Source organism: Ignavibacteriales bacterium, from assembly GCA_026390775.1.
In the GTDB taxonomy this organism is placed as follows: domain Bacteria; phylum Bacteroidota; class Ignavibacteria; order Ignavibacteriales; family Melioribacteraceae; genus Fen-1258.
This window is the reverse complement of record JAPLFF010000003.1, coordinates 275532-300524: the sequence shown is the minus strand read 5'-3', so window position 1 is coordinate 300524 and position 24993 is coordinate 275532. Positions and strand designations below refer to the sequence as shown.

Here is a 24993-nt window from a genome sequence, read left to right as displayed (position 1 = left end):
TATGAGCGAAAGTTTACTAATCAATATTTCCATTGTTATTCTTTTTCTTCCTTTACTTGGATTTACTATTGTTGTTTTCTTTGGTAAAAGAATTCCAAAATTATATCTGTTCGAAGTTGCGATTCTTGGGATTGCATTACTTCTATCAATAATTGCTGCTTATGCAAAACTTTCGTTTTACAATACAAAAGATATAGTTGCTGCATTCACTTGGATAACAATGGGCAACGCTCCATCACCTGGTGCAATTAATATAGAACTCGGGTTCAAGATTGACAACATAACAGTACTGATGCTCTTAGTAGTAAATCTTATCAGTTTTCTTGTTCATGTTTTCTCTATTGAATACATGCGTGGTGATAAACTTTACACACGTTACTTTGCTTATCTCGGAATTTTTACTTTCTCTATGCTTGGGATAGTTCTTACACACAATTTGTTAATGATGTACATCTTCTGGGAATTAGTTGGTCTCTCTTCATACTTATTAATTGGTTTTTGGTTTGAGAAAAAATCCGCTTCCGATGCTGCTAAGAAAGCATTTATTGTAAACCGTATCGGCGATATCGGAATGTTTGCCGGTATACTTATTCTTTTTACTCAATACAAAACATTTACATTCGATGTTATATATCAACAGATTGCAGCAGGAAATATTCCTTTTGGAAGTAATGCATGGTTAACAGCCGCCGGTATTTTGATTTTTATGGGAGCCGTTGGTAAATCTGCTCAGTTCCCTCTTCATGTTTGGTTACCTGATGCTATGGAAGGTCCAACTCCGGTTAGTGCATTAATCCACGCCGCTACAATGGTTGCTGCTGGTGTTTATCTAGTTGTTAGAATTTTTGTTATGCTTACTGCTGATGCAATGTTAGTCATTGCAGTAGTAGGTGCATTTACATCTCTAGTCGCTGCTACAATTGCTCTCACGCAGAATGATATTAAAAAAGTTTTAGCTTACTCAACGGTTTCGCAATTAGGTTATATGGTTATGTCTCTTGGAGTCGGTGCTTATGCATTTGCATTCTTTCATCTTATTACTCACGCATTTTTCAAAGCATGTCTATTTTTAGGTTCCGGATCTGTTATTCATTCAATGCATCATGAACAAGATATACGCAACTTGGGCGGATTGAGAAAGAAAATGCCGGTTACTTATTACACATTTTTAATTTCTACTTTGGCAATCTCCGGAATTCCACTCTTCTCAGGTTTCTTAAGTAAAGACGGAATTCTCGCCGGCACTTTAGCATTCGGTAAACTTACCGGACACTGGCTCATACCATTCATAGGATTTGCAGTTGCGGGATTAACTGCGTTCTATATGTTCCGTTTGGTAATATTAACATTCCATGGAGAACCAAGGGATCAGCACAAGTTCGATCATGCACATGAATCACCTTTTGTTATGACGGCTCCGCTTGTTGTTCTCGCGGCACTTTCAATTTTTATTTGGTACACACCAAATCCAATTGGTGCTGCAGACGGTTGGGTAATAAAGAATTGGATTAAAACTCCTGCGCAGGTTGTACCGATTACAACTCGTTTCGACTTTATGAAACCAAGCACTGAAGAAGCAAAAGCTGAAATACACGGAGAAGTAACTCATTCCATTGAATATACAGAAACAATGCACTGGGCGCATTACCCTGCTATGTTTTTATCTCTTGCAGTAGCTGGATTAGGAATATTACTTGCATTCATGTTCTACCAATGGAAAAAACTTAATGCCGATAAACTTGCAGAGAAGCTTAAACCTCTCTACAATTTCTCTTTGAACAAATGGTTCCTTGATGAACTTTACGATATGACGGCAATTGCAGGTACATTAAGTTTCAGTTCAATCCTTGCATGGTTCGATAACAAAGTTGTTGATGGAATTGTGAACGGATCTGCAACTGTAACAAGATTCGTTTCTAAGATGAGCGGTTTGTTCGACACATTTGTTGTAGATGGTTTTGTAAACTTTACAGCTTTCTTCAGCGGTTTTGTAGGATTATCTTTCCGAAGATTGCAAACCGGAAAAGTTCAGACATACATTGTCTTTGTAATTTTTGCAATAATTATTTTATTGATGTTCTTTAAACCGTTTTGACGTTTTACGTCATCCTGAGCGGAGCGAAGGATCTCCTAATTAATTGATTTAGAGATTCTTCGTCGTTTCACTTCTCAGAATGACAATTACAAAATTAAAAAATATAGGTTAGTTGTATGATTGGATTTCCGATACTTTCGTTAATTACTTTTCTTCCTGTGCTGGGAATGTTCTTAATCTTATTCATGAAAAAAGAACAGCCCAAATCAATAAAATACTTGACGCTTGGTATTACTGCACTACAAGTTGTATTAGCAGTAATTCTTCTTGCACATTATAATTACTCAGCCGCAGGTATTTATGAAGAAAAGTCATTTCAATTCATAGAAAAATTTAGATGGATAAATATCAGCGGAATTTCATGGATCGGTAATGTTAAGGTAGATTACTTCTTGGGAATTGATGGATTGAGTATGCCGATGGTTCTCTTGACTGCGCTCATTTCATTTATCGCTGCTATTTCATCATGGACAATTGAAAAATCTGTTAAAGGATATTTTGCACTTTTCCTTCTTCTTGATGCCGGAATGATGGGCGTTTTTGTCTCTCTCGATTTTTTCCTATTCTACATTTTCTGGGAATTGATGTTGCTGCCGATGTATTTCTTAATCGGTATTTGGGGCGGACCAAGAAAAGAATATGCCGCTATAAAGTTTTTCATTTATACATTGTTTGGAAGTGTGTTCATTCTTTTAGTTATGATTGGATTATACTTCAGCGCAACAGAATTAATGTTAGACGGAAGTAAAGTTCATACATTCAGTTTACTTGCTTTAATGAACCCGGCTAATTACTCGGCAGATGGAATTTTATCTGCATTGAATCCAAACAACTTAAGATTAATTGCATACATCGCATTGTTTGCCGGCTTTGCAATTAAAATTCCAATGTTCCCGTTCCATACATGGTTACCTGATGCACACGTTGAAGCACCAACACCAATCTCTGTTATTCTTGCCGGCGTTCTTTTAAAGATGGGTACTTATGGAATTTTGAGAGTCAGCTATCCAATCTTTCCTGATATTACGCGACAGTTGATGTGGTACATTGCTCTCTTTGGAATGATAAATATAGTTTACGGTGCACTTGTTGCACTTGCACAAAAAGATTTCAAAAAATTAATTGCTTACTCATCTATTTCTCACATGGGTTACGTTCTACTTGGAATGGCATCGCTTACAACTATCGGAATTAACGGTGCAATATTCCAAATGTTCAATCACGGAACAATTACTGCAATGCTCTTCTTGATTGTCGGAGTTGTTTACGATCGAGCTCATACAAGAGGATTAAATGATTTTGGCGGACTTGCTACTCAAATGCCGATCTACACTGGATTTGTTACTGTTGCTTTCTTTGCTGCAATCGGTTTACCAAGCTTGAGCGGATTTGTTTCTGAAGCGCTTGTATTCATCGGTGCATTTGGTGTTAGTGCAATTAGAGTTCTCACATTAATTTCCACTCTTGGAATTCTTCTTGGTGCAGGCTATATGTTGTGGACTCTTCAAAGAATTTTCTTCGGTCCGCTAAATGAAAAATGGGCAACACTTAAAGATTTAGACAAACGAGAATATGCTATGTTCATTCCTCTTACTATAATTATTATTTTCTTAGGAGTTTATCCTTCGGGAATGCTGGACATTATGAATTCATCTGTAAATTCTCTAGTAAATTTTGTAACGAATGCTCTTTAATATTTTTTAATAGCCCCGACATTTATGTCGTGGGAAAAATTATTTAACCTCCCCTATATCCCCCTCCTTAATAAGGAGGGGGAATTAAAGGGGGTGGTCAAATTTAATCTCCGTCTTAAAAGACGGAGCTATTAATTCACCAATAGCGGAATTTTAATTTACTGATGGCAAATACAAATCTATATCATTCACTTAGTTTAATAATACCGGAAATTGTTCTCTCTGTTGTTTTGCTTGTACTGGTTCTTACCGATTTGATTTTTCATAAAGACAAAAAAATTATCCCTTACGTTGCTCTCGCCGGTATTTTAATTACCGGTTACTTTGTATTAAATCAATTCGGAGAAAAAGGATTTGCATTCCAGCCAGCATTATATACGTATGGCATGGTTGCGGTAGATTCTTTCGGCGTTTTCTTCAAGGTGATTGTAGTCGTCGCAACTATCTTTATTATTTTCTTCTCATTTGGCTCGGAAGAAATTATTAAGATCAAAGATAGAATCGGTGAATATTATGCTTTGATCTTCGGTATGGTTTTAGGAATGTTCTTCATGATTTCTGCTTCAGATCTTATCCTGATCTATCTTTCAATGGAATTAATGTCGCTCTCATCTTATGTGCTTTCCGGATTTACAAAATTAAGAGAGAGAAACAGCGAAGCAGCATTGAAGTATTTATTATACGGTGCAATATCATCCGGGTTAATGCTTTTCGGTATTTCTTTAATTTATGGATTAACCGGTAGTACAAATCTTTATATAATTAATTCGCTGATTCAAAATCCGCATATCAATCTTTTTACACTCGCATTTGCATGTCTTTTAATTTTTGCCGGCATTGGATACAAAATTTCTTCTGCACCATTTCACTTTTGGACACCCGATGTTTATGAAGGAGCTCCGATAACAATTACCGCGTTTTTATCTGTTGCAAGTAAAGCCGCAGGATTTGCTCTTCTTATAAGATTTATAAGAACAACTTTTGTTTCTTATGCCGATGCAAACGGTATGTGGCAATTGATCAATGTCTTTGATTGGAAAACTTTGCTTATCGCAATTTCAATCCTTTCTATGACTCTTGGTAACTTCTCTGCTCTCTGGCAAAACAATATGAAGAGAATGCTTGCGTACTCTTCTATCGCTCATGCAGGATACCTACTTCTCGGTTTAGTTGTTCTATCAAATCAAGGATTGCTCGCAATCTTAATTTACTTCTCTGTTTATTTGATAATGAACCTCGGTGCGTTTTTGGTTGTGATGTTGATTGCCAACAAGATCGGATCGGAAGATATTCATGATTATAATGGTCTTGGAATTACATCACCTTTTCTTGGCGTATCGCTTGCAATATTTTTAGTTTCGTTAACCGGGCTTCCGCCAACTGCGGGATTTATCGGTAAATTATATTTGTTCATTGCGCTTGTAGATGCAAAAATGATTGCCGTTGCAGTAATAGCTTTATTAAATTCGGTTGTTTCTCTTTATTACTATATACGCGTTCTTAAACATATGTTCTTAACCAAACCTGAAAAAGAAACTCTAACTATTATCACATCACTTCCAAATACAATTCTTGTTTCAGTATTAGTTGCAGCAATTCTTGTTTTTGGAATTTACTTTTCGCCTTTGGTAGATGCGGCAAAGAGTTGTTTGGTAATCCTAGGTATGTAAAATCACGATTCAATAAAATAAATTTACTAAAGCCAACGTGAGTTGGCTTTTTTTGTTTTATAACAGGGAGATCTTAGCTGTAAATCCTCAAACTATTCCCGCTAAAAGTTGTATTATATTTTGCAAGAGACTGGGTGGCCGGTCCTAAAGTAACACTTCCATCTAATGCAAAAGTTGATCCATGGTTATTGCAATAGAATCTGTTATTGTTCAACTGGAATTGTATTGTTGTTCCCTGATGTGTACACGCGGAAGAAACAGCTACGAATGATGATGCACCGATACGACCTATAATAATGCCATTATTCACAATTGAACCGCCTACATTGTTTAGGGCACTATTAGCCGATTGACTGAGATCAAGTGTCATATCTACGTTGGATGGTGCTGTTGGAACATCATTACCGTTGGCAGCACAACCAACACAGTAAGCTAATCCGGCAACTGCTGCTCCTTTACCAAGTGTTACTAAAAATTCTTTTCTATCCATATATATTTCCCTTTTTCATTAATTATTTTTTAAAACCGATTACTTCTTACTACAGATTAAATGCTTGAGTGAGAGTAAATTTTAAAATGTCTTTACATGGAATTAACAATAATGATGGTCTCTCAACTTTGAATGCAGTTAAACTAATATCAAAATTTCCATTAACCACTAATTTATTATCCGACCATTTGGTAGCAGCGGAGATCATAATATCTTTTGTAATCCCATGAAAAGTAAGCTTGCCGTAAACTTTCAAGCTATCACCCTTTTGTGTAATAGATGAACTTGTAAATCTTGAATCAGGAAAAGAAAGAGCGTCAATTACTTCCATAGCATGAGAATCGCGACTTGAATTTCCACTGTTGAAGGTTGTTACATCTACCTGAACAAAAACATTTTTGATCTCCTTTTTGCTAAGATCAAAATCAATTTTACAGTATGCTTCTTTACTTGTTGATTCAATTTCATGTAGCGGATGGGTAAGTTGATATGTTATAGAAGATTCTTGTTTTACTGCTTCAATTTGTTTGGATTGAGATAGCACTATAGAAAATTGAATTAAGAGTAATATGAGAACAACATTTATTTTTAATTTCATTATTTCTCTCCTGTTAGAATGTTATTACAATCATGGCTGTGGCAAATATTGCTGTTGTGATATAACCGGCGATTTGATGAAAATGTTCCTTGTCAGAATTAATCGTGCGGTTAGAGTTAATCAAAGAACCAAGAATAGGAGTAACAATCATTCCGGCAACATGAAACCATGCGAGAAATTTATGTAACGTAGTTGTACTAAATTCATCACGGCGTATAAGTGGTGGTGGCGAAAGAATTGATAGTAAAGCTGTAATTGAATATGATGTTATTGTAGCCGCAACTAAAGTATTTTTTGTTGATTGAAAATTTCTTCTTCCATCAACTCCTCCATCAATAATGCGCTGACCATAATAACAGGTTGCCAACATCAATCCCAGAGTAGCAAAACCACCTATTTGATGTGCTGTTAACATAGTTCTGCGAACTTCAAGTTCGTATTTCCTAACTTCAGGTGTAAGCGGTGAGGCAAGACCAATTCCTCTCATCAATCCATTCTCTCCCCACAATCCTCTTTCGAAAAAACTCATTTTATCAGGTAATAATTTTGGTTTGAATGTCTGAATTGTCGTATCAGATAGGACTGTATTTGCGAATGCAAGTGATTCACCTCTACTTAATGAATCTGAGAATTTGAATGTGGAAGGTGTTAGTAATTTACTAGAATTAAATGTCAATTCTTGTGCTTTTAGAATGGGAAAACTAAATAAGGATAGAAATATGATGGCAAGAAAATATTTTGCATAACCATCGCTCTTCTGGAAAAAATCAAATAGATTGCTTTTACTTATGACCGGCTTTTTCATAATCAGGTTCCTCTTTAAGACAATTGTATTAATTATTCATTGAAGTCCTTTCTTAGTTTTCATCTCTAACCATTTTCATATTCTATTAGTTCCAAAACAGATAGAGAGGTTGCTTGAATTATTTTCAGAATAATGTACCAAGAGATTGGACGACAATCAATACTCCCAAGGGATGAAAAGAGAACTATACTGCTAAGAGTTAGATTTGATGAGTAATCAAGAATGATTCGTTGTTTATTGCTATTAATAACTTTTTAATAAAATATTTTTTATTCATCTTCAGATTTCTTCTTTAATAATTCTTCCTCGGCTTTATATTCAGCATAATATTTTTTTTTACTTCCTTCATAGCTGTCAATTTGAACCAGCACTCCTTCAAGTTTTCCATTAACTAACGGAACTCTTTTCGATGTCTTCAATCCTATTGATTTTCGAAGTACCGGATCGCCTGTATAAATAAACGCGGTTGTGCCTTTACATTTTTGCTTGATAAAATCACCAAGCTCGGTATAAAGTATTTTCACATCCTCGAACTCACCCATGCGGATTCCGTAAGGAGGATTTGTTATTAGTGTTCCGTTTTCAAATTGTTTAACATGTTGAAATGGATGACATGATAAATCTACAGCATCGGTAAATGGAAGCCGGGATAGATTTTCTTTTGCAACATCAATTACTCTTTGAGATTTATCGCTGCCGCTGATCAATCCTTTTTGTAACGGACGAATTTTCTGATCAGATTCATCTTTTATCTTTTCCCAAATCTGTTTATCGAAATCTGGCATATAAAAGAATCCGAAGTTTGTTCTCAATTTCTGAGCGGGTATTCTGCAATAATGCATTAACGCTTCGCAAAGAATTGTCCCCGATCCGCACATACAATCCCATAAAGGATTTTGTCCATCCCATTTACTGATGCGGATAATTGCTGCGGCAAGTGTTTCCTGCATTGGTGCTTCTCCCGCCAATAATCTGTATCCTCTTTTATGAAGCGATTCACCCGATGTATCTAAACTAATAACAGCTTCATCTTTTTCGATATGAAGATTAATCCGCACATCCGGATTTACAGTACTAACATCAGGGCGAAGACCATCGCTAACTTTCCGGAAATAATCTGCAATTCCATCCTTCAAACATTGAGAAGCATACAACGAATTGGTGATGTTGCTTTTTGCTACTGAAGCAGAAATAGCAAAAGTTTGTTTTATATTAAATATTTCTTCCCAACGAATTTTTTCTGCGGTCTTGATAAGTACATTTGTATTCTGACAATGAAAAGTAATTAATGGCGCAAGCACACGTGAGATCAATCGTGATAAATAATTTATTCTGTATAATGAAGCGGAGTCAACTTCAAAATAAACACCTCTATATGCGACTCTAGTATTCTTTGCACCAAGCTCAATTAGTTCCTCTTCACAAAGTGATTCCATCATTCCCGGGACTTGAGCAAAAAAAACATTATCCTTCTGATACTCATACATAGAACATATCCTATTTTTAATACGTAATAATTGTCCGCTCTATTTTAAAATTACCGAATTAAATTCACAATAAATATTCCTTGGCATTGTAGGGATCTTCGTAATGACAACATTATTATTTTTTCTTTTTGCCGCTAAAATGTATTTGTATATTTGATTCGCAAATCTTAGTCAATATAATTAGGAGATTATTCCATGTTCAGAAAATTAACATTAACTCTGCTCGTATCTTTATTTACTATTACTTTTTTACTTGGACAAGATACAAAACCTCAGACCGCAGATAACATTCTAAAAGCATCATATAAAGAAGCAAAAGCATCTGATAAAAATGTTTTTCTTATTTTCCATGCTTCTTGGTGCAGTTGGTGCAAACGATTGGAAAATGCAATGCAAAGCGATGAACTCAAAAAAATATTTGAGGATAATTTTATTATAACTCACTTAGATGTACAAGAACGTGGAGACAAGATAAAAGAATTGGAAAATCCGGGTGGTAATGAAGTAATGAAAAGTTTTGGTGGAGAAAAATCCGGACTGCCTTTCTACGTTTTCCTTGATGCTGCCGGGAAAAAGCTTGCTGACTCTAATGTAATGCCGGAGAATCAAAATATTGGTTACCCGGGAAGTGATGAAGAAATTACCGCTTTCGCAAAAATTATAAAATTATCTGCTAAACATTTAGGTAATGAAAATTATTCAACAATAATTGCTTACTTAAAAAAGAACGCACCGAAACCTGCAGCAGCAAACCATTGATATACTAGCAAAAAAGGGAAAGAGATTTAATCTCCTTCCCTATCATTAAACTCAACCTCACTCCGACCTCACCCGACCTTTCAGGCCACCCTCTCCTTCTCTTCGACAAGCTCAGAGTATCGAGGGGTTGGGGTCTGCCCGGTGTTTTTTACTGGGGTGAGGCCAAAAAATTTTTATTGCAGTAATAGTATTTTTTCGTTAATTAATAAACAGAATCTGCTTCATAAGGAATAGAAAAAATAAATAACAATCATTAAAAGGAGGCAATGAAATGGAATATGTAAACATTTTAGGCAGAATATTGTTCGGAGGTTATTTTGTCTATAACGGTATTAATCATTTCATAAACTTGAAAATGTTGACCGGTTATGCTGCAAGTAAAAAAGTTCCAATGGCTAACATTGCAGTAATGGGCGCCGGACTTATGCTTTTGGCCGGAGGATTAAGTTACATTTTAAATTTTCATGTAACAGCAGGTACAATCATCTTACTTCTTTTCTTAATACCAACATCTTTCATGATGCACAACTTCTGGGCTGTTCAAGATATACAGCAGAAGATGGGCGATACGGTAAACTTTACAAAAAATTTAGCTTTAATTGGAGCACTTCTACTTTTCTTATCCATCCGTTATGCATTTGGTTTTGCACTTTAGTTAAAACAAAAAGCCCGTTATATCATAACGGGCTTTTCTCAAATCAGTGATTTATTCATTACTACGATTCAATTTCAAAATCACCTGTATCTCGTTTACTTTGCCATATAGCCCATCCAATTGCAGCAGCACAGACAAGAACAACAATTACTCCGATTACTCTTCCATCTGATTTCGGTGCAATTAAATTATAGTTTAGAACAAGTCCAAGCGCTAATAAACTAACCATGTTCATAACTTTTATCAATGGATTGATCGCAGGTCCGGCAGTATCTTTTAAAGGATCGCCAACTGTATCGCCGGTTACTGCAGCTTTATGAGCTTCAGAACCTTTACCGCCATAAAGACCATCTTCTATCATCTTCTTAGCATTATCCCATGCACCGCCGGCATTAGCCATGAATACTGCAAGTAACTGACCAACCAGAATCATTCCAGCTAAAAATCCGCCAAGTGCATAAGGACCTAAAATAAATCCTACAAAAATTGGAGTCATTATTGCAAGGATCCCAGGACCAATTAATTCTTTCTGAGCAGTAACTGTACAAATATTTACAACTCTGCCGTAATCAGGTTTCTTTGTTCCGGCCCAAATTTCTTTATCGCGGAATTGAATCCGGCATTCGTTAACAATATAAAAAGCAGCACGCCCAACCGCGCGAATCAACATTGAACTGAACAAGAATGGAACAGCGCCGCCAATTAAGAATCCGATGAACACTGTTGGATTAGCAACTGTAATCTTTCCAGCTTCAGTAAGATATTGACTAACCGTCATCATATTAATTTTCTCTTCACTTCCCACAGCAATAATAGCTATGAAACTGGAGAACAACGATACAGCAGCAATTACAGCGGAGCCAATTGCAATTCCCTTTGTTTCAGCTTTTGTTGTATTGCCAACAGCATCAAGATCAGAAAGAATTTGCCTTGCTCTCTTATAACTTCCGGGTTGTGCTTTTTCCATTTCTTCTTTATCGTAGCCCATCTCACCAATACCATTTGCATTATCTGCTACTGGTCCAAAAACATCCATCGAAATTGTATTACCGGTTAGTGTAAGCATACCGATACCGGTCATAGCTACACCGTATGCAATAAAGAGAGGCGGCGTTCCGGCATAAACTAAAACTGAAAGTAGAATAGCAATTGCAATAACAACGATTGCTGCAACAGTACTTTCATAACCAACTGCAAATCCTTGAATGATGTTTGTTGCATGTCCGGTCTGACAAGATTTTGCCAAACTTTTTACCGGTGCATGGCTTGTGTGTGTGTAGTAGCTTGTTAATTTATTTAATGCGATTGCCAGAAAAACTCCGATCAAACAAGTATAAGCTGGACGTAAATCCAAACCCATCATTCCAAAATTTGCGAACCATCCTAAGTTAGCCGGATCTCCGTTTGGAAATCCTGCAAGAGCCATTGGATTATTCAAAAAATAATTTGCATCAAAATGCAAGTAACCGAATCCGAGTAAAAAGAATCCAAGAACACTGATCATAGATCCGATCCAGAACCCGCGATGGACACTTTTAAGTGCTGTATCTGATGTATCGTTTGGTCCGGCTTTCACAGTGTAAGTACTAATGATTGAACCAAGAACACCGATACCGCGAACTAACAATGGAAAGATTACTCCTTTATGACCGAATGTTGACATACCAAGAATCATTGCTGCAACTATTGTTACTTCATAACTCTCAAAAATATCTGCAGCCATACCTGCGCAATCGCCTACATTATCACCAACGTTATCAGCAATTGTTGCGGCATTACGCGGATCATCTTCAGGAATATCTTTTTCAACTTTACCGACAAGATCAGCACCAACATCTGCTGCTTTTGTATAGATACCGCCGCCAACTCTCATGAATAATGCTAGTAAAGTTCCTCCGAATCCAAAACCGAGTAATGCTTCGTAAGCAAGATCACCAAAAAGTAAAAAGATTATTGTTCCGCCAAGAAGACCAAGACCATCAGTTAACATACCGGTAATAGTTCCTGTTCTATAACCAAGCTGCATAGCTTCGCCGTAACTTCTTTTTGCCGCGGCAGCTACTCGTAAATTTCCTTGTGTTGCCAGACGCATTCCAACAAATCCTACAAGCCAGCTGAACAATGAACCAACTAAGAATGCACCGGAACGTCCCCAACGGAAAGCGCCTTGGCTACCTGTGTATGTTACAAAAAGGAGTATGGTTATGATAACAATGAGCGGACCGATTTTTTTAAATTGAGCCGCTAAATAAGCATTAGCTCCTTCACGTACAGCAGCAGCAATTTCTTGCATCTTCTTTGTACCGCTATCAGCTTTCATAACTTGTTTTACAAGCAACAAAGCATAAAGTAATCCCGAAATTGCAATTCCTAATACTACAAAAAGAGCAATCACTTCAATCGGTGAATACTTTGGATCGGTAAAAAGAGAAAATGGAACAAACTTCTTAGCTTCTTCTACAACTTGCGATGATGCATCTGATGAGCCGGGCAGCCAAACAAATCCAACTGCAAATGCAATCATCATAAAGAGGAGATAATACCGTTTGGTGGTTCTAGAACGGAGAAGTTCTTTGATTCTTTTCATAGACCTCCCATATGTTTTAGTATTGATTTATCATTAATGAATAAGTTAATTAATAGATTTTCATAGATAAGGATTGGTAGAATTGTAAGTCTTGTTATGATAAAATGATTTATTTTTTTCAAATAATGGCATTCAATTCTCATTATTTCGAAATCTAAAGCTTACATTTCCGCTGGAATTTCGTTGTAAAAACTTGTTAATAAAATTCCATTAACAACAGAAAATAATCCAAATTTGTTTTGAATCAAAGAAAGAATATCTCTGAGTTCAGATAGACATAATAGCGGTCGTTGACCAAATTGAAAGATTAACGATTGTTAATCTTGGATACAAATCTATGATTTCTTCAACAAAAAACAAAAAAGTGGTTAGTATTTCATAACTTTGCGTAGTTATTTTAGACTCACTTATTCCACATTCAGATAACATCAATCGGAAATAATATTAGGATTAATTATGGATCTATTAAACGATCTTACTTCGAATAAATCAATTTTCTTCAAATTTATGAAGGAAAAATACCGATTATACCTAAACTCCAACATTTTCTTTCGCGATATTCAATATGCCATCAAAAGTTATTTCGATAAGAAAGACATTCGGATTAAATACTCACAAGCAGAAAAAGTAGCTTATGATTTTATTCAAAAGCTTGAAGATACCGGTGAATTAAAAAAAATGTCTAACAATGCCTGGAAAGTGAATTTTTCTTTGGGGAATAATGTTATACAAATAGACGAACAAAAAAGTAAATCCTAATTGAAAGGAGTTTCATAGTGAACGATCAAGTTAATGTCCAAACTGAAATTGACATTACAGAAAAAGCAATTAAGCAAGTAAAACAAATAAAAGAAGAAAATAGTATCCCTTCAGATTACGCACTCCGCATCGGTGTAAAAGGCGGTGGATGTTCCGGTATGACCTATCAGCTTGGGTTTGACGGTGATGTAAAAGACGGCGATACCATCATCGAAAAAGAAGGAATTAAACTTGTTGTTGATGGAAAAAGTTTCTTTTATCTAAGCGGAACAATTCTGGATTTCAGCGATGGTCTGAATGGTAAAGGTTTTGTATTTAATAATCCTAATGCAACCAAGACTTGCGGTTGCGGCGAATCGTTTGGAGTTTAATATGGATAGAAAAAAATTTTTAACATCGCTTGGATTGCTAACCGTTGCAAGCGGAATAAAAAAAGTTGATGCAATAACAAATAAATTAAATCATAAAATAGTTAGGAGTATAACAATGAGTAAATTTGAATTGGCGCCGCTTCCATATGCATTCGATGCATTGGAACCGCACATTGATGCGCGCACAATGGAAATACATCACGATAAACATCATGCAGCTTATGTTAATAACTTAAACAAAGCTCTTGAAAGCAATACTGAATTAGCAGGTAAATCTTTGGAAGAAATTTTCAAGAACATTTCTAAAGCACCTCCAGCAATTAGAAATAACGGCGGTGGAGTTTTTAATCACAACATGTTCTGGCAGGTAATGGGTCCGGCTAAAGGCGGTCAACCATCCGGTGCACTTGCTGATGCAATCAACAGTACATTTGGTTTGTTTGATAAATTTAAAGAATTATTTTCAACTGCAGGCGCAACACGTTTTGGTTCCGGCTGGGCATGGTTGGTTCTTTCCGGTGGAAAACTTGTTGTAACATCAACACCAAATCAAGATAATCCTTTAATGGATGTAACTGAAGTGAAAGGGACACCATTATTAACTCTTGATGTTTGGGAACATGCTTATTACTTGCATTACCAAAACCGAAGACCGGATTATATTGCTTCCTGGTGGAATGTTGTGAACTGGGATGAAGTAGCTAAGAGATTTGCTTCTGCTAAATAAAATTAATGAATCCGACAAAAATAAAAACCCCAACCGTAGTTGGGGTTTTTTCTTTTAAAACTAAATGCTAAAAGCTAACTGCCAATAGCTAGTTGCTAAAACTTGCATTCACAAACTTCATTCTATTAATTGCTCTTTGAAGTGAAAGTTCAGCCCTCAGTATATCAATATCACCTTTGTTTCTGCTTGCCAATCTTTCCTTTGCGCGCTCTAATGATTTTTTCGCACGTTCAATATCAATCTCATCTGAAGTTTCAGCGCTGTCTGCAAGAATTAAAATTTTATTATCATTTACTTCTACTGTCCCACCACTTGTAGCATACTCAATCTCTTTATCATTAGTGTCATTCAATTTTATTTTCCCGATTTCAAATGTACTTAACATCGGTGCATGATTGAATAACACTTGAAAATTTCCGAGTGTCCCGGGAATAGTTATTGATTTTATCAAACCTTTGTAAACGCTCTTTGAAGGAGTAATTATTTCAACAAAAATTTCTTTCATCTTTATTGCATACTCTTTGCTTTTTCAACAGCTTCTTCTATAGTTCCGACATACATAAAAGCCTGCTCGGGTAAATTATCATGTTTGCCTTCAAGAATTTCTTTGAAACTTCTTATTGTATCTTCGATCTTAACATACTTACCGGCAAATCCTGTGAACTGTTCTGCAACAAAGAAAGGTTGACTTAAGAATCTTTGAATTCTTCTTGCACGTCGTACTGTAACTTTATCTTCTTCTGAAAGCTCATCCATACCGAGAATATTAATAATGTCTTGAAGATCTTTGTACGCTTGAAGAACTTCTTTAACTTGTTTTGCAACGTTGTAATGTTCCTGTCCTACAATATCAGGCTGAAGAATTCTTGATGTAGAATCGAGAGGATCAACTGCAGGATAAATACCGAGTTCAGAAATTTGACGTGATAATACTGTTGTAGCATCTAAGTGAGAGAATGCAGTTGCCGGAGCGGGATCTGTTAAATCATCTGCCGGAACGTAAATAGCTTGGACAGATGTGATTGATCCTTTATCTGTTGATGTAATTCTTTCTTGAAGTTCGCCCATTTCAGATGCAAGATTTGGTTGATAACCTACTGCAGACGGCATTCGTCCAAGTAATGCTGATACTTCTGATCCGGCTTGAGTAAAACGGAAAATGTTATCAATAAATAAAAGTACATCGCGTTCTTCTTCATCACGGAAATATTCTGCAATAGCTAAACCTGCTAGACCAATTCTCAAACGCGCTCCCGGTGGTTCGTTCATTTGTCCGAACACAAGTGCCGTTTTGTTTAGAACACCGCTCTCTTTCATTTCAAGCCAGAGATCATTTCCTTCTCTTGTTCTTTCACCAACGCCGGCAAATACAGAATAACCGCCGTGCTGTTTTGCAATGTTGTGAATTAATTCTTGTATGATAACAGTTTTACCAACACCGGCTCCGCCGAATAATCCTGTCTTTCCGCCTTTTGAATATGGTTCGAGTAGATCAATAACTTTAATTCCTGTCTCAAACATTTCCTGCCGTGTAGAAAGATTTTCGAACTTTGGTGAGTGGCGGTGAATTGCATATCTCTTTTTAGATTTAATTTCTCCCAGTCCGTCAATTCCATCACCAATAACATTAATTAATCTTCCTAAAGTTTCTGCACCAACAGGAACAGATATTGGACCGCCTGTATCAATTGCTTTCATACCGCGAACCAGACCATCTGTAGTGTCCATTGCTACTGTTCGGACTCTGTTTTCGCCAAGATGCTGCTGTGCTTCAACAGTTAATTCTTCATCTATTCCTTCCAAATTTCTTCTTGGAATTTTTATAGCATTGAAAATTGCCGGTAGGTATCCGTCTTGAAAATCAATATCCACTACGGGACCGATGACCTGTGCTATTACCCCTTCATTATGAGCCATTTTAAATCCTTCTGTTCAAAATTTTGTGCGGAAAATTATGAAAGAATGAGGTGATTTCCAAAAAGCAGAAGCTCGAATGAGATTTATAAATTTACTTAATAAATGAAAAATTTCGTAAGAACTTTACGGAGACTAATCAAACTTTTACTCATGACAAACTGTTCATGAGTTTTACTTGATTAAGGAAGCTACAGCTTCTCTGAGAACTTTTGTAGCAACCGGTTTAGTAATAAAAAGATCAGTACCGGATTCCATTGCTATCTTTCTTGCCTTCATCTCGGCATGTGCGGTTAAACATAGAATAGGTGTACCAGTAAACGAGGGTGATGCTTTAATCTCTTTAGTCAGGTCAAATCCATGCTTTTTTCCTTTTAAGGATATATCCATTATTATAATATCGTAATTCTTATTCGAGTATTTTTCATAATATTCTTCTGCGGATTCGCACATATCCATTTCAAAATCACTCTTAAAAATCCTTCTCATAACATCTTGAGATAGAATATCATCTTCTATTATTAACATTTTCTTCATTTGAGTCTCCTCAATTGTCATTGCTCTTGATCATGATCATGAACAAGATCATGATCTAACTCTTAAATATTACTCTAAAAGTTGAACCTACATTTTTTTCACTCTCTACTTCTATGATTGCATTATTGATATCACAATATTTTTTAGTGAGCGTTAAGCCAAGTCCGTTACCTTCATAACTTCTGCTATAACCTTGCTCTTCTTGAACAAACGGATCAAATATTTTCGAAAGAAATTCTTTACTCATTCCGATGCCCGTATCTTTTACCTCAACCATAATATTACCAGTTTTATTCTTTCCTAAAAGTATTTCTACTTTACCCTTTTTTGTGTACTTGAGGGCATTATCAATCAAGTTGGCAAAGATTTGAGTTACACTGTATTCATCTGCTAAAGTTTTGGCTTCCTTTAACTCGCATTTGTAAATCAGTTCTAATCCTTTCTGTTTGGCTGAGAGTTGATGTTCCTTATACAATTTATTCAGTATCTGGGAATTATCAACTTTTATAAAGTGTGGTTTATAACCGCTGGTTTGTAGTTCAGCCACATTAAGTATCAAATCTACAGTTCTAATAATTCTTTTCGAAGCCAGATCAATTCCATCAAAACATTCGCTAGCTTCTGTATTCGTTTTTTCACTAAATAAATCTTTAAGATAATCTACATTCCCAGCCATTATATTTATAGGAGTTCTAATTTCGTGCGACATTTGTGCAAGAAATTCTGATTTTAATTTGTCAGATTGCTCTGCTAACTCTTTAGCTAATTTCATTTTTTCTTCGGCTTCTTTTCGTTGAGTCAGATCCACGTACATGCCATATATACCAACTGTCTTGTCATTTACTGCTACAGGCACCCCAATAATTTGGACAAAAACATTAGAACCATCTTTTCTCTTCCGGTAACTTTCTTTATTTATCTGATTGCCTTTACTTGTTTGATCTGAATAGCTCTTAGCTTCCTCTTTCAATTCAGGAGGAACTATTATGTCATTTAGCGCCTGTCCTCTAACTTCTTCGAGGAAATAACCGAACATAACTGAAAACGATTCGTTGATTTGAACAACTTTATCTTGATCGTCTAATAAAACAATTGCAATCGGTGAATTCTCGAACAATTGTTCAAATCTATTTTTTTGAGAAACTATTTCTTCTTCCGCCAGCTTTCGATCAGTAATATCTTGTACAGTGCCGACCATCTTAATTGGCTGCCCAGTATCATTAAAAATAACTTCTGCCATTTCATGTACAACGCGCACCTTTCCATTTGGTAAGATAATCCGATGATCAACATCGAAGGGTTTTTTTTCATACCAGGATGCCTGTGTTACTTCATTCATAAGTACCCTGTCATCGGGATGTACACTTTCGAAAAATGCTTCCATTGTAAGACTATAGGCACCAATTTCAAAACCAAATATTCTATATACTTCCTCTGACCAAAATAATTTATGAGTAAAAATATCCAATTCCCAACTTCCAATATGAGCGATTCGCTGAGCCTTTGCAAGGCTTGCTTCGCTTTCTTGTAGCGTCTTTTCAGCACGTTTGCGTCCGGTGATATCTCGCTCAATGGCGAGATGTCCAATAATTTCTCCACGCTCATTAATTATCGGATTGACCGAAGCTTCAATACTCAACAGTCGCCCATCTTTTGTTTTATTTATTATTTCGTGGGTTACAGCTTTTTTAGTAAGTAAGTCGTTCCAAAAGTTTTTATAATATTCTTGATTCAAAGTACCGGACTTCAAGATGCGCGGTGTTTTACCAACAGCTTCTTCTTTAGTGTAGCCAAAAATGTTTTCGAATGCAGGATTCACATAAACAATTGTTCCATCCGGATCGGTTAACAAGACTGCATCACCGGACCGCTCAACTCCCAATCTAAACTTCAAAAGAAATTCCTCTGCTTGTTTGCGTTTGGCTTCGTGTTCAATAAATTCAAGTGCAAATGAAACATCCATCGCCATTTCATCGAGGAGTTTAATTTCATCTTCAGCAAAAAATTCTACCTCGTCCGAGTATAATTTGATCACGCCGCGCACTGTTCCTAAAACTTTTATTGGTAATGAAGCTGACGACCTATACCCAAGCTTAAGTGCTTCTTCACGCCACGGAAGCATATTCTCATCAGTTGCAATATCGTTCGAAATAGTATAATGACCATATCTAAGAGTTTTTAGTGTAGGTCCCTCGATTTGTTTTTTATCGTTCAGATCAATTTTTATTTTATTCAGATAATCCTCCGTCAATCCGGCAGAGGCAACAACATCAACCATGTTGGTTTGCGGATTGATCATTCCAATCCATACCATTCGGAATTTACCTTCTTCAATTGCAATGCGGCAAATCTCATTGAATAATCGATCAATATCATGAATACGAACAATTGCTTGATTGATATTGCTAAGAACAGCATAAACACGGTTCAGTTTTTGTATCCATTCTTGTGATTGCATATGTTTAGTAACATTGATAAGACTAAAAACAAGAGCAGTTACAGAACCATCACTCGCTTTTACGGGTTGGAGACTCCAATCCCAATAAGAAATTCCGCGTTCAGGATGTTCGGCATACTCAAAAGGTTTAGCAAAAACTGTTAGGGTCTGACCGGTATCCACAACATTACGGAAAAGAGTTTCATTTTCTGCATAAGGGAAAAGTGCAAAATGGTTTTTGCCTAGATAATAATCCGGCGTATGTTCGTCGGCTTCTGCATACGCTTGATTAACTCTAATGAAATTAAATTTAGGATCAAGGTAAGCCATCATAATATGAGTATTGTTGAAAACTTTTTCCAACAATTCGTAACTATCTCGCAAAGTCTCGGCAGATTGAAACCTTTCCTGATAAAAGCGCGCACGCTGATGCCGCCAAACTACAGCTACACTTGTACCGGCACCAAAGAGAAGAGCAGTAATCAGAAAAATCATCATCCAAAGTCTTTCTGTTAGCGGTTCATATACTTCAGCAATGTCAATTTTAGTAACAAGGAACCATGTTGAGTTTGGTACATGGTGTATATCTGCAAGTACGAGCACATCTCTGTAGTCATAACCTTCAACAATTCCCTCTTCTCCCTGCACCGCTTTAACAGCAGGAAAATGTTTTTTCTGAAGAGAAATACGAAGTGAAAGAGCTGTGTTCTGTTTTAACTTAACCTCATTCAAAAAGAGAACATCATCACCTTCTCTTCGAACGAGTATAGTCTCGGATGTTTTACTTGGTGTTGGCCAACTTTTGATATACGGATAAAGATATTCTTCCGGATCTATCCGTAATGATAGAACACCATTAATGCGCTTACTATTTTTAGGATCGGCAATGGGTACTAATATGTTAAGATAAATATGTTGATCGTATTCATTTCTGTAAAAATCAACAATTGTAATCTTACCAGATTTTATAGTTTCAGAAAATTTATCTTTATAAGTGGATGAGTGTAGTTTGGGTGAATCGGGTTCAGTAAATCGTTCAATGCCATTAGCATCAAGCAGACTCAACTTATTATATTTATTTACAATCTTGAAACGGCTCAGCCATGTTTGAAGCTGCCGATGCGCCAAAATATCTTTTTGATTATTAAAATAGCGGTCAACAAGAGTAGAAAAAACTATGTTCTCGTAAAATAGAGAAGCGTCCTCAACCCACTCCTTTCGTATGTGAGTGAGTTCACTTATTTTCAAATCTGCAACAGAAGAAAGTTCTTGCTCTTTTTCCAATCTAAATTCTTTTTCATTGTATTTATAATAAAGGTACCCCGCTGATATAATTCCAGTTGCCAGAACTACAAAAACCGAGATGAGGATTATGAATGATCTTGTTGAAGCGGCATCATGTTCACTTTTATATTGCCATATTTTTGGACTTATCAATGCTATCAGTGCTATTCCAAGAAAGAATAAAGCAAGTGAAGTTGAAAGAGCTGGCGGAATAAATTGAGTACCATAAAAAAGCGGCGTACCAAAAAGATGAGCTAATAAAAGTATGATTGAGATCAGGATAACTAAAAAAGCAGAAGAGAGGGCGGCAAGCATTAGCTTCTGCCGTTCCAACGATTGTGAAATAAGAAATGATAAACCGGCAAGAACAAAACAAAAAGCGGTCAACGGAGAAATATGCCCATATGGTGTTCCGGAGATTAATCCTTCTATTTTGAACCCGCTGTGTTCAACCGCGGGATGTATTCCAAAAGAAGAAAGAAAAAGCAAGATTAGAGAAATCAACGTACCTATTGAACAAATAATAATTCCTGCTTTGTAAAACCAACTGGTTTTAGGAAATTGCGCGCTGAATAAAATTGCAATACCAAACGATATGAACAAAAACGCAGTGCTAGGCGCCATTGGAATAAAATCGGAATTAAAGCTTGCTAATAGAGGAACACCTAAGATCCAGCCAAGTATAGCAATTATACCAACTCCAGATGTTAATAAACCAAAGAGTAGAGTGAATAGAACGGGCTTACCTGTTTCTTTACTCCCATAATTTATCATGCTTAATAACCTTCCTTATTTTTTTGGTTTAAAGTATGGGAAACAGCATTGTGATTAATTGTTGCAAAAGTGCCTTTTGTTTTTCTTAATGGATTTTGAGTTGATTTGTCTATTATATAAGAGTAGAAAAGTTTTTCTAGAGAATATGAAAATGCAACTGAGAGTTGGATGTAAGTTGATTTCATCAATCACCAGGAACTAAGTTGAATAAAAGATAACTAAAAAAGAATCGAGATGGAATTATAAAGTGAGAAGTAAACCTTTTTCGGATGTTATGGTCTGTAGGTAAGTAACCTCGAAGGTTATTTTAAAACCTTCGAGGTTCTGATCAAATTATACTGTAACACCTATATTCTGAGCTAACTGTCTTCCCTTTTCAAGAGCTTGCTTGTTGAGTGGAATGAGATGGTGATATCTTTCCGGAAGAACTTTCTTAATCCCTTCAATAATATTTTCCATCTTGATGATTGGTTTTTTCTGTAGGAATGCACCAAGTACTATCATGTTCATTACTTTAGAATTTTTCAATTTTGTTGCTTCGTTCGCTGCTTCAATTGGAATGATATCTATATCTGTTCTCTTTGGTGGATTTAAAATCGTGCTTGCTTCATAAATTAAAAGTCCGCCCGGTTTTACAGCTTGTTCAAATTTATCTAACGATGGTTGATTGAGTGCGATTACAGTATCAAACTTTGTTAGAATAGGAGAACTGATTTTTTGATCACTTATAATTGCAATACAATTTGCAGTTCCGCCGCGCATTTCCGGCCCGTAAGAAGGCATCCAGCTTACTTCTTTATTTTCCATTACACCGCTGTAACAAAGAATTTGTCCCATTGATAAAACACCTTGTCCGCCAAATCCTGCTATGATAATTTCTTCTTGCATAATTATTCTCCTTTACCTGCCGCAGGTTGGTTAGCTGGTACTTTTAAATCTCCAAGCGGATAGAAAGGAAACATATTTTCTTCCATCCATTTATTCGAATCTACCGGAGTCATTTTCCAGTTCGAAGGACAGTTCGAGACGACTTCAATAAAACTTAATCCTTTTTTCAACTCTTGATATTTAAATCCATTAAGAATTGCTTTTTTTGCTCTGCGGACATTAACCGGATTATTTACGGCAACTCGAGTACAATAATATACTCCGGGAAGTTGTGCGATCAATTCAGTAATCTTTAATGGATTTCCCATCACTTCAACTTCTCTTCCGAATGGAGTTGTAGTTGTTTTCATTCCAACCAGAGTTGTTGGCGCCATTTGTCCGCCGGTCATTCCATAAATTCCATTGTTGATAAATACTATCAGAATATTTTCACCACGGTTACATGTATGAATAGTTTCTCCCGTTCCTATAGCAGCTAAATCGCCATCACCTTGATAAGAGAAAACATATTTATCAGGCAATACTCTTTTTATTCCTGTTGCAACTGCAGATGCTCGTCCGTGAGGAGCTTCTGTCATATCAATATCCATATAGTTGTACATAAATACTGAACAGCCAACCGGTGCAACGCCAATAGTTTTATCCTGGATATCTAATTCATCAATTGCTTCAGCGATTAATCTATGAGCAACACCATGTCCGCAACCTGGGCAGTAATGCATAGGTGTATCCGTTAAAACATTAGTTTTTTCGAAAACTAAATTTTCATTTGTGCATATGCTCTCTTCTGCAATTACATCTGCATAATGTTGTTCTTCAGTCATAGTTTTTTCATTCATACCATTTCTCCTACAAATTTTTCTTCCAGCTTATGTAAAATTTCTTCCGGTGTGGGAATAATTCCTCCCATTCTTCCAAGAAATTCTACCGGTACTTTTCCGTTAACAGCAAGACGTACATCTTCAACCATTTGGCCTGCATTCATTTCAACAGTTAAGAATCCTTTTACTTGATCAGCTAGTTTATTCAATTCATTATATGGATAAGGGAATAAAGTTATTGGTCTGAACACACCAACTTTAATTCCTTTTTCTCTTGCAAGCTGTGCAGCTTTCTGACAAATGCGCGCTACCAATCCGAATGCTACTAAAATCATTTCTGCATTATCGCATTGAAATTTTTCAAATCTAATTTCTTCTTTTTCAATATCTCTGTATTTTTTTTGCAGATGCAGATTTATTTCCTGCATTTTATCCGGCTGTATATGAAGCGATGTTAAAATATTTCTTTCACGAGTTTTCGGTTTACCTACTGTTGCCCACGTAGGATCTTCTGTTGATCTTGGTAATTGTGCAGGCAGTTGAACTTTTTCCATCATTTGCCCAAGAGCACCATCAGTTAAAATCATAACCGGATTTCTCCATTTGAAAGCAAGATCAAATCCTAATTTAACATGGTCAACCATTTCCTGAACAGTTGATGGTGCGAGAACAATCATTTTATAATCTCCATGCCCGCCTCCTTTTACTGCTTGAAAATAATCACCTTGTGAAGGTTGGATTGTTCCGAGTCCCGGACCTCCTCGCACAACATTAACAAGCAAGCATGGAAGTTCCGCACAAGCGATATATGAAATTCCTTCCTGCATCAAACTTATTCCGGGTGATGATGAAGATGTCATTACTTTTTTGCCTGTTCCTGCAGCACCGTAAATCATATTGATAGCTGCAACTTCACTTTCGGCTTGAAGAACAACCATCCCCGTTCTCTTTCGTGCATCTTGTGTTAAGTATTCTAAAATTTCTGATTGAGGTGTTATGGGATACCCAAAATATCCGTCGCAGCCTGCAAGGATTGCTGCTTCAGCAAGAGCTTCATTTCCTTTCATTAATTTTAATTCTTTCATGCGTTCACCGTTACTGTCATATCACCGGTTACATTTGTAATTGTTGCAATGTTTGCTTTTTTCTTTTCTGTTTTACGATATACTTTAATTACACCGTCAGGACAAACTAAAGCACAATTTATACAACCGGTACAGTTATCTATAATCTTAACTATGTAATGATAGCCCTTCGAGTTCAATTTGCGTGATAGCTCAAGTGATTCTTGAGGGCAAGATGCAGCGCAAAGTTCGCATCCTTTACATTTCTCGATATCTATTATGATATCACCTTTTACTTTTGCCATAAATTTACCTTAGCTTATTAAACAAAAAAGGTTACAGCATTGCTATAACCTTTTCTCTCTGGTTTTATTGAGTTTATTTATTTCGATTATGATTTTACTCATATTGATTACCAAACCATCAGAAACTAACGTGCCAAAGATATAACAACTTCCCTAAAATTTACTGCTAAAAAATAGTAATTATTTCTGAAAAACGATTCCTTTAAATAATTATTATAAATATGAATTAAGACTTATAAGTTACTTTTCAGAAATGAGAATGAGGAGAAAAA

Annotated in this window: 22 protein-coding genes; 8 read left to right on the top strand and 14 right to left on the bottom strand. The window is 36.1% G+C overall.

Annotated features, from left to right (window positions below):
- Position 1 precedes the first annotated feature (1 nt).
- The 3 genes from nuoL (at position 2) to NTZ27_01580 (ending at position 5459) form a co-directional block, all read left to right on the top strand.
- On the top strand, positions 2–2095 hold the full coding sequence (gene nuoL / locus NTZ27_01590) for an NADH-quinone oxidoreductase subunit L (protein ID MCX6173430.1): 2094 nt from the start codon (positions 2–4) through the stop codon (positions 2093–2095).
- Positions 2096–2211: 116 nt separating this feature from the next.
- On the top strand, positions 2212–3789 hold the full coding sequence (locus NTZ27_01585) for an NADH-quinone oxidoreductase subunit M (protein MCX6173429.1): 1578 nt from the start codon (positions 2212–2214) through the stop codon (positions 3787–3789).
- Between the two features lie 164 nt (positions 3790–3953).
- The gene (locus tag NTZ27_01580) at positions 3954–5459 is read left to right on the top strand and encodes an NADH-quinone oxidoreductase subunit N (GenBank protein ID MCX6173428.1); all 1506 of its coding nucleotides are present in this window, start codon (positions 3954–3956) and stop codon (positions 5457–5459) included.
- Between the two features lie 73 nt (positions 5460–5532).
- Here the strand turns inward: NTZ27_01580 and NTZ27_01575 are convergent, their stop codons facing one another.
- From NTZ27_01575 to NTZ27_01560, 4 genes are all read right to left on the bottom strand, one after another.
- Positions 5533–5949: a Rieske 2Fe-2S domain-containing protein gene (locus NTZ27_01575; protein ID MCX6173427.1), complete on the bottom strand. Its 417-nt coding sequence runs from the start codon at positions 5947–5949 to the stop codon at positions 5533–5535.
- Positions 5950–5998: 49 nt separating this feature from the next.
- On the bottom strand, positions 5999–6547 hold the full coding sequence (locus tag NTZ27_01570; protein ID MCX6173426.1) for a YceI family protein: 549 nt from the start codon (positions 6545–6547) through the stop codon (positions 5999–6001).
- A gap of 13 nt (positions 6548–6560) precedes the next feature.
- Entirely contained in the window at positions 6561–7352 is a 792-nt protein-coding gene (locus NTZ27_01565; protein ID MCX6173425.1) for a hypothetical protein, read from the bottom strand.
- 269 nt (positions 7353–7621) lie between these two features.
- The gene (locus NTZ27_01560) at positions 7622–8839 is read right to left on the bottom strand and encodes a THUMP domain-containing protein (protein MCX6173424.1); all 1218 of its coding nucleotides are present in this window, start codon (positions 8837–8839) and stop codon (positions 7622–7624) included.
- Positions 8840–9034: 195 nt separating this feature from the next.
- Here NTZ27_01560 and NTZ27_01555 point away from each other — a divergent pair, with 195 nt between their 5' ends.
- Positions 9035–9598, top strand: a complete 564-nt coding sequence (locus NTZ27_01555) for a thioredoxin family protein (GenBank protein MCX6173423.1) — start codon at positions 9035–9037, stop codon at positions 9596–9598.
- A gap of 271 nt (positions 9599–9869) precedes the next feature.
- The gene (locus NTZ27_01550; GenBank protein MCX6173422.1) at positions 9870–10253 is read left to right on the top strand and encodes a DoxX family protein; all 384 of its coding nucleotides are present in this window, start codon (positions 9870–9872) and stop codon (positions 10251–10253) included.
- Positions 10254–10314: 61 nt separating this feature from the next.
- On the opposite strand, the gene NTZ27_01545 is transcribed toward NTZ27_01550, so the two are convergent.
- On the bottom strand, positions 10315–12840 hold the full coding sequence (locus NTZ27_01545; GenBank protein ID MCX6173421.1) for a sodium-translocating pyrophosphatase: 2526 nt from the start codon (positions 12838–12840) through the stop codon (positions 10315–10317).
- A 456-nt stretch (positions 12841–13296) separates the two neighbouring features.
- On the opposite strand from NTZ27_01545, the gene NTZ27_01540 reads away from it, so the two are divergent.
- The 3 genes from NTZ27_01540 (at position 13297) to NTZ27_01530 (ending at position 14697) form a co-directional block, all read left to right on the top strand.
- On the top strand, positions 13297–13599 hold the full coding sequence (locus NTZ27_01540; protein MCX6173420.1) for a hypothetical protein: 303 nt from the start codon (positions 13297–13299) through the stop codon (positions 13597–13599).
- A gap of 17 nt (positions 13600–13616) precedes the next feature.
- The gene (gene erpA, locus NTZ27_01535; protein ID MCX6173419.1) at positions 13617–13970 is read left to right on the top strand and encodes an iron-sulfur cluster insertion protein ErpA; all 354 of its coding nucleotides are present in this window, start codon (positions 13617–13619) and stop codon (positions 13968–13970) included.
- Positions 13971–14085: 115 nt separating this feature from the next.
- Positions 14086–14697, top strand: coding sequence for a superoxide dismutase (locus tag NTZ27_01530; protein MCX6173418.1), 612 nt, complete (start codon positions 14086–14088; stop codon positions 14695–14697).
- Positions 14698–14785: 88 nt separating this feature from the next.
- On the opposite strand, the gene NTZ27_01525 is transcribed toward NTZ27_01530, so the two are convergent.
- The 9 genes from NTZ27_01525 to NTZ27_01485 form a co-directional block, all read right to left on the bottom strand.
- Positions 14786–15202 (bottom strand): F0F1 ATP synthase subunit epsilon, encoded by a 417-nt coding sequence (locus NTZ27_01525; protein ID MCX6173417.1) that lies wholly within the window; start codon positions 15200–15202, stop codon positions 14786–14788.
- A 2-nt stretch (positions 15203–15204) separates the two neighbouring features.
- Entirely contained in the window at positions 15205–16614 is a 1410-nt protein-coding gene (gene atpD, locus NTZ27_01520; protein MCX6173416.1) for a F0F1 ATP synthase subunit beta, read from the bottom strand.
- A 171-nt stretch (positions 16615–16785) separates the two neighbouring features.
- On the bottom strand, positions 16786–17148 hold the full coding sequence (locus tag NTZ27_01515) for a response regulator (GenBank protein MCX6173415.1): 363 nt from the start codon (positions 17146–17148) through the stop codon (positions 16786–16788).
- Positions 17149–17203: 55 nt separating this feature from the next.
- The gene (locus NTZ27_01510; GenBank protein MCX6173414.1) at positions 17204–21643 is read right to left on the bottom strand and encodes a PAS domain S-box protein; all 4440 of its coding nucleotides are present in this window, start codon (positions 21641–21643) and stop codon (positions 17204–17206) included.
- Positions 21644–21645: 2 nt separating this feature from the next.
- The gene (locus NTZ27_01505; GenBank protein ID MCX6173413.1) at positions 21646–21828 is read right to left on the bottom strand and encodes a hypothetical protein; all 183 of its coding nucleotides are present in this window, start codon (positions 21826–21828) and stop codon (positions 21646–21648) included.
- A gap of 148 nt (positions 21829–21976) precedes the next feature.
- On the bottom strand, positions 21977–22531 hold the full coding sequence (locus tag NTZ27_01500) for a 2-oxoacid:acceptor oxidoreductase family protein (GenBank protein ID MCX6173412.1): 555 nt from the start codon (positions 22529–22531) through the stop codon (positions 21977–21979).
- A 2-nt stretch (positions 22532–22533) separates the two neighbouring features.
- The gene (locus NTZ27_01495; GenBank protein MCX6173411.1) at positions 22534–23370 is read right to left on the bottom strand and encodes a thiamine pyrophosphate-dependent enzyme; all 837 of its coding nucleotides are present in this window, start codon (positions 23368–23370) and stop codon (positions 22534–22536) included.
- Positions 23367–24437, bottom strand: coding sequence for a 3-methyl-2-oxobutanoate dehydrogenase subunit VorB (locus tag NTZ27_01490; protein MCX6173410.1), 1071 nt, complete (start codon positions 24435–24437; stop codon positions 23367–23369). The genes NTZ27_01495 and NTZ27_01490 overlap by 4 nt, the downstream gene beginning before the upstream one ends.
- Positions 24434–24721 carry a ferredoxin family protein gene (locus NTZ27_01485; protein ID MCX6173409.1) on the bottom strand — a complete coding sequence of 96 codons (288 nt, stop codon included), beginning with the start codon at positions 24719–24721 and terminating at the stop codon, positions 24434–24436. The genes NTZ27_01490 and NTZ27_01485 overlap by 4 nt, the downstream gene beginning before the upstream one ends.
- Between the last annotated feature and the right edge of the window lie 272 nt (positions 24722–24993).

Coding starts and splice junctions, on each gene's coding strand:
- nuoL (MCX6173430.1), top strand. CDS start 2: ATGAGCGAAAGTTTACTAATCAATATTTCCATTGTTATTCTTTTTCTT.
- NTZ27_01585 (MCX6173429.1), top strand. CDS start 2,212: ATGATTGGATTTCCGATACTTTCGTTAATTACTTTTCTTCCTGTGCTG.
- NTZ27_01580 (MCX6173428.1), top strand. CDS start 3,954: ATGGCAAATACAAATCTATATCATTCACTTAGTTTAATAATACCGGAA.
- NTZ27_01575 (MCX6173427.1), bottom strand. CDS start 5,949: ATGGATAGAAAAGAATTTTTAGTAACACTTGGTAAAGGAGCAGCAGTT.
- NTZ27_01570 (MCX6173426.1), bottom strand. CDS start 6,547: ATGAAATTAAAAATAAATGTTGTTCTCATATTACTCTTAATTCAATTT.
- NTZ27_01565 (MCX6173425.1), bottom strand. CDS start 7,352: ATGAAAAAGCCGGTCATAAGTAAAAGCAATCTATTTGATTTTTTCCAG.
- NTZ27_01560 (MCX6173424.1), bottom strand. CDS start 8,839: ATGTATGAGTATCAGAAGGATAATGTTTTTTTTGCTCAAGTCCCGGGA.
- NTZ27_01555 (MCX6173423.1), top strand. CDS start 9,035: ATGTTCAGAAAATTAACATTAACTCTGCTCGTATCTTTATTTACTATT.
- NTZ27_01550 (MCX6173422.1), top strand. CDS start 9,870: ATGGAATATGTAAACATTTTAGGCAGAATATTGTTCGGAGGTTATTTT.
- NTZ27_01545 (MCX6173421.1), bottom strand. CDS start 12,840: ATGAAAAGAATCAAAGAACTTCTCCGTTCTAGAACCACCAAACGGTAT.
- NTZ27_01540 (MCX6173420.1), top strand. CDS start 13,297: ATGGATCTATTAAACGATCTTACTTCGAATAAATCAATTTTCTTCAAA.
- NTZ27_01530 (MCX6173418.1), top strand. CDS start 14,086: ATGAGTAAATTTGAATTGGCGCCGCTTCCATATGCATTCGATGCATTG.
- NTZ27_01525 (MCX6173417.1), bottom strand. CDS start 15,202: ATGAAAGAAATTTTTGTTGAAATAATTACTCCTTCAAAGAGCGTTTAC.
- atpD (MCX6173416.1), bottom strand. CDS start 16,614: ATGGCTCATAATGAAGGGGTAATAGCACAGGTCATCGGTCCCGTAGTG.
- NTZ27_01515 (MCX6173415.1), bottom strand. CDS start 17,148: ATGAAGAAAATGTTAATAATAGAAGATGATATTCTATCTCAAGATGTT.
- NTZ27_01510 (MCX6173414.1), bottom strand. CDS start 21,643: ATGATAAATTATGGGAGTAAAGAAACAGGTAAGCCCGTTCTATTCACT.
- NTZ27_01505 (MCX6173413.1), bottom strand. CDS start 21,828: ATGAAATCAACTTACATCCAACTCTCAGTTGCATTTTCATATTCTCTA.
- NTZ27_01500 (MCX6173412.1), bottom strand. CDS start 22,531: ATGCAAGAAGAAATTATCATAGCAGGATTTGGCGGACAAGGTGTTTTA.
- NTZ27_01495 (MCX6173411.1), bottom strand. CDS start 23,370: ATGAATGAAAAAACTATGACTGAAGAACAACATTATGCAGATGTAATT.
- NTZ27_01490 (MCX6173410.1), bottom strand. CDS start 24,437: ATGAAAGAATTAAAATTAATGAAAGGAAATGAAGCTCTTGCTGAAGCA.
- NTZ27_01485 (MCX6173409.1), bottom strand. CDS start 24,721: ATGGCAAAAGTAAAAGGTGATATCATAATAGATATCGAGAAATGTAAA.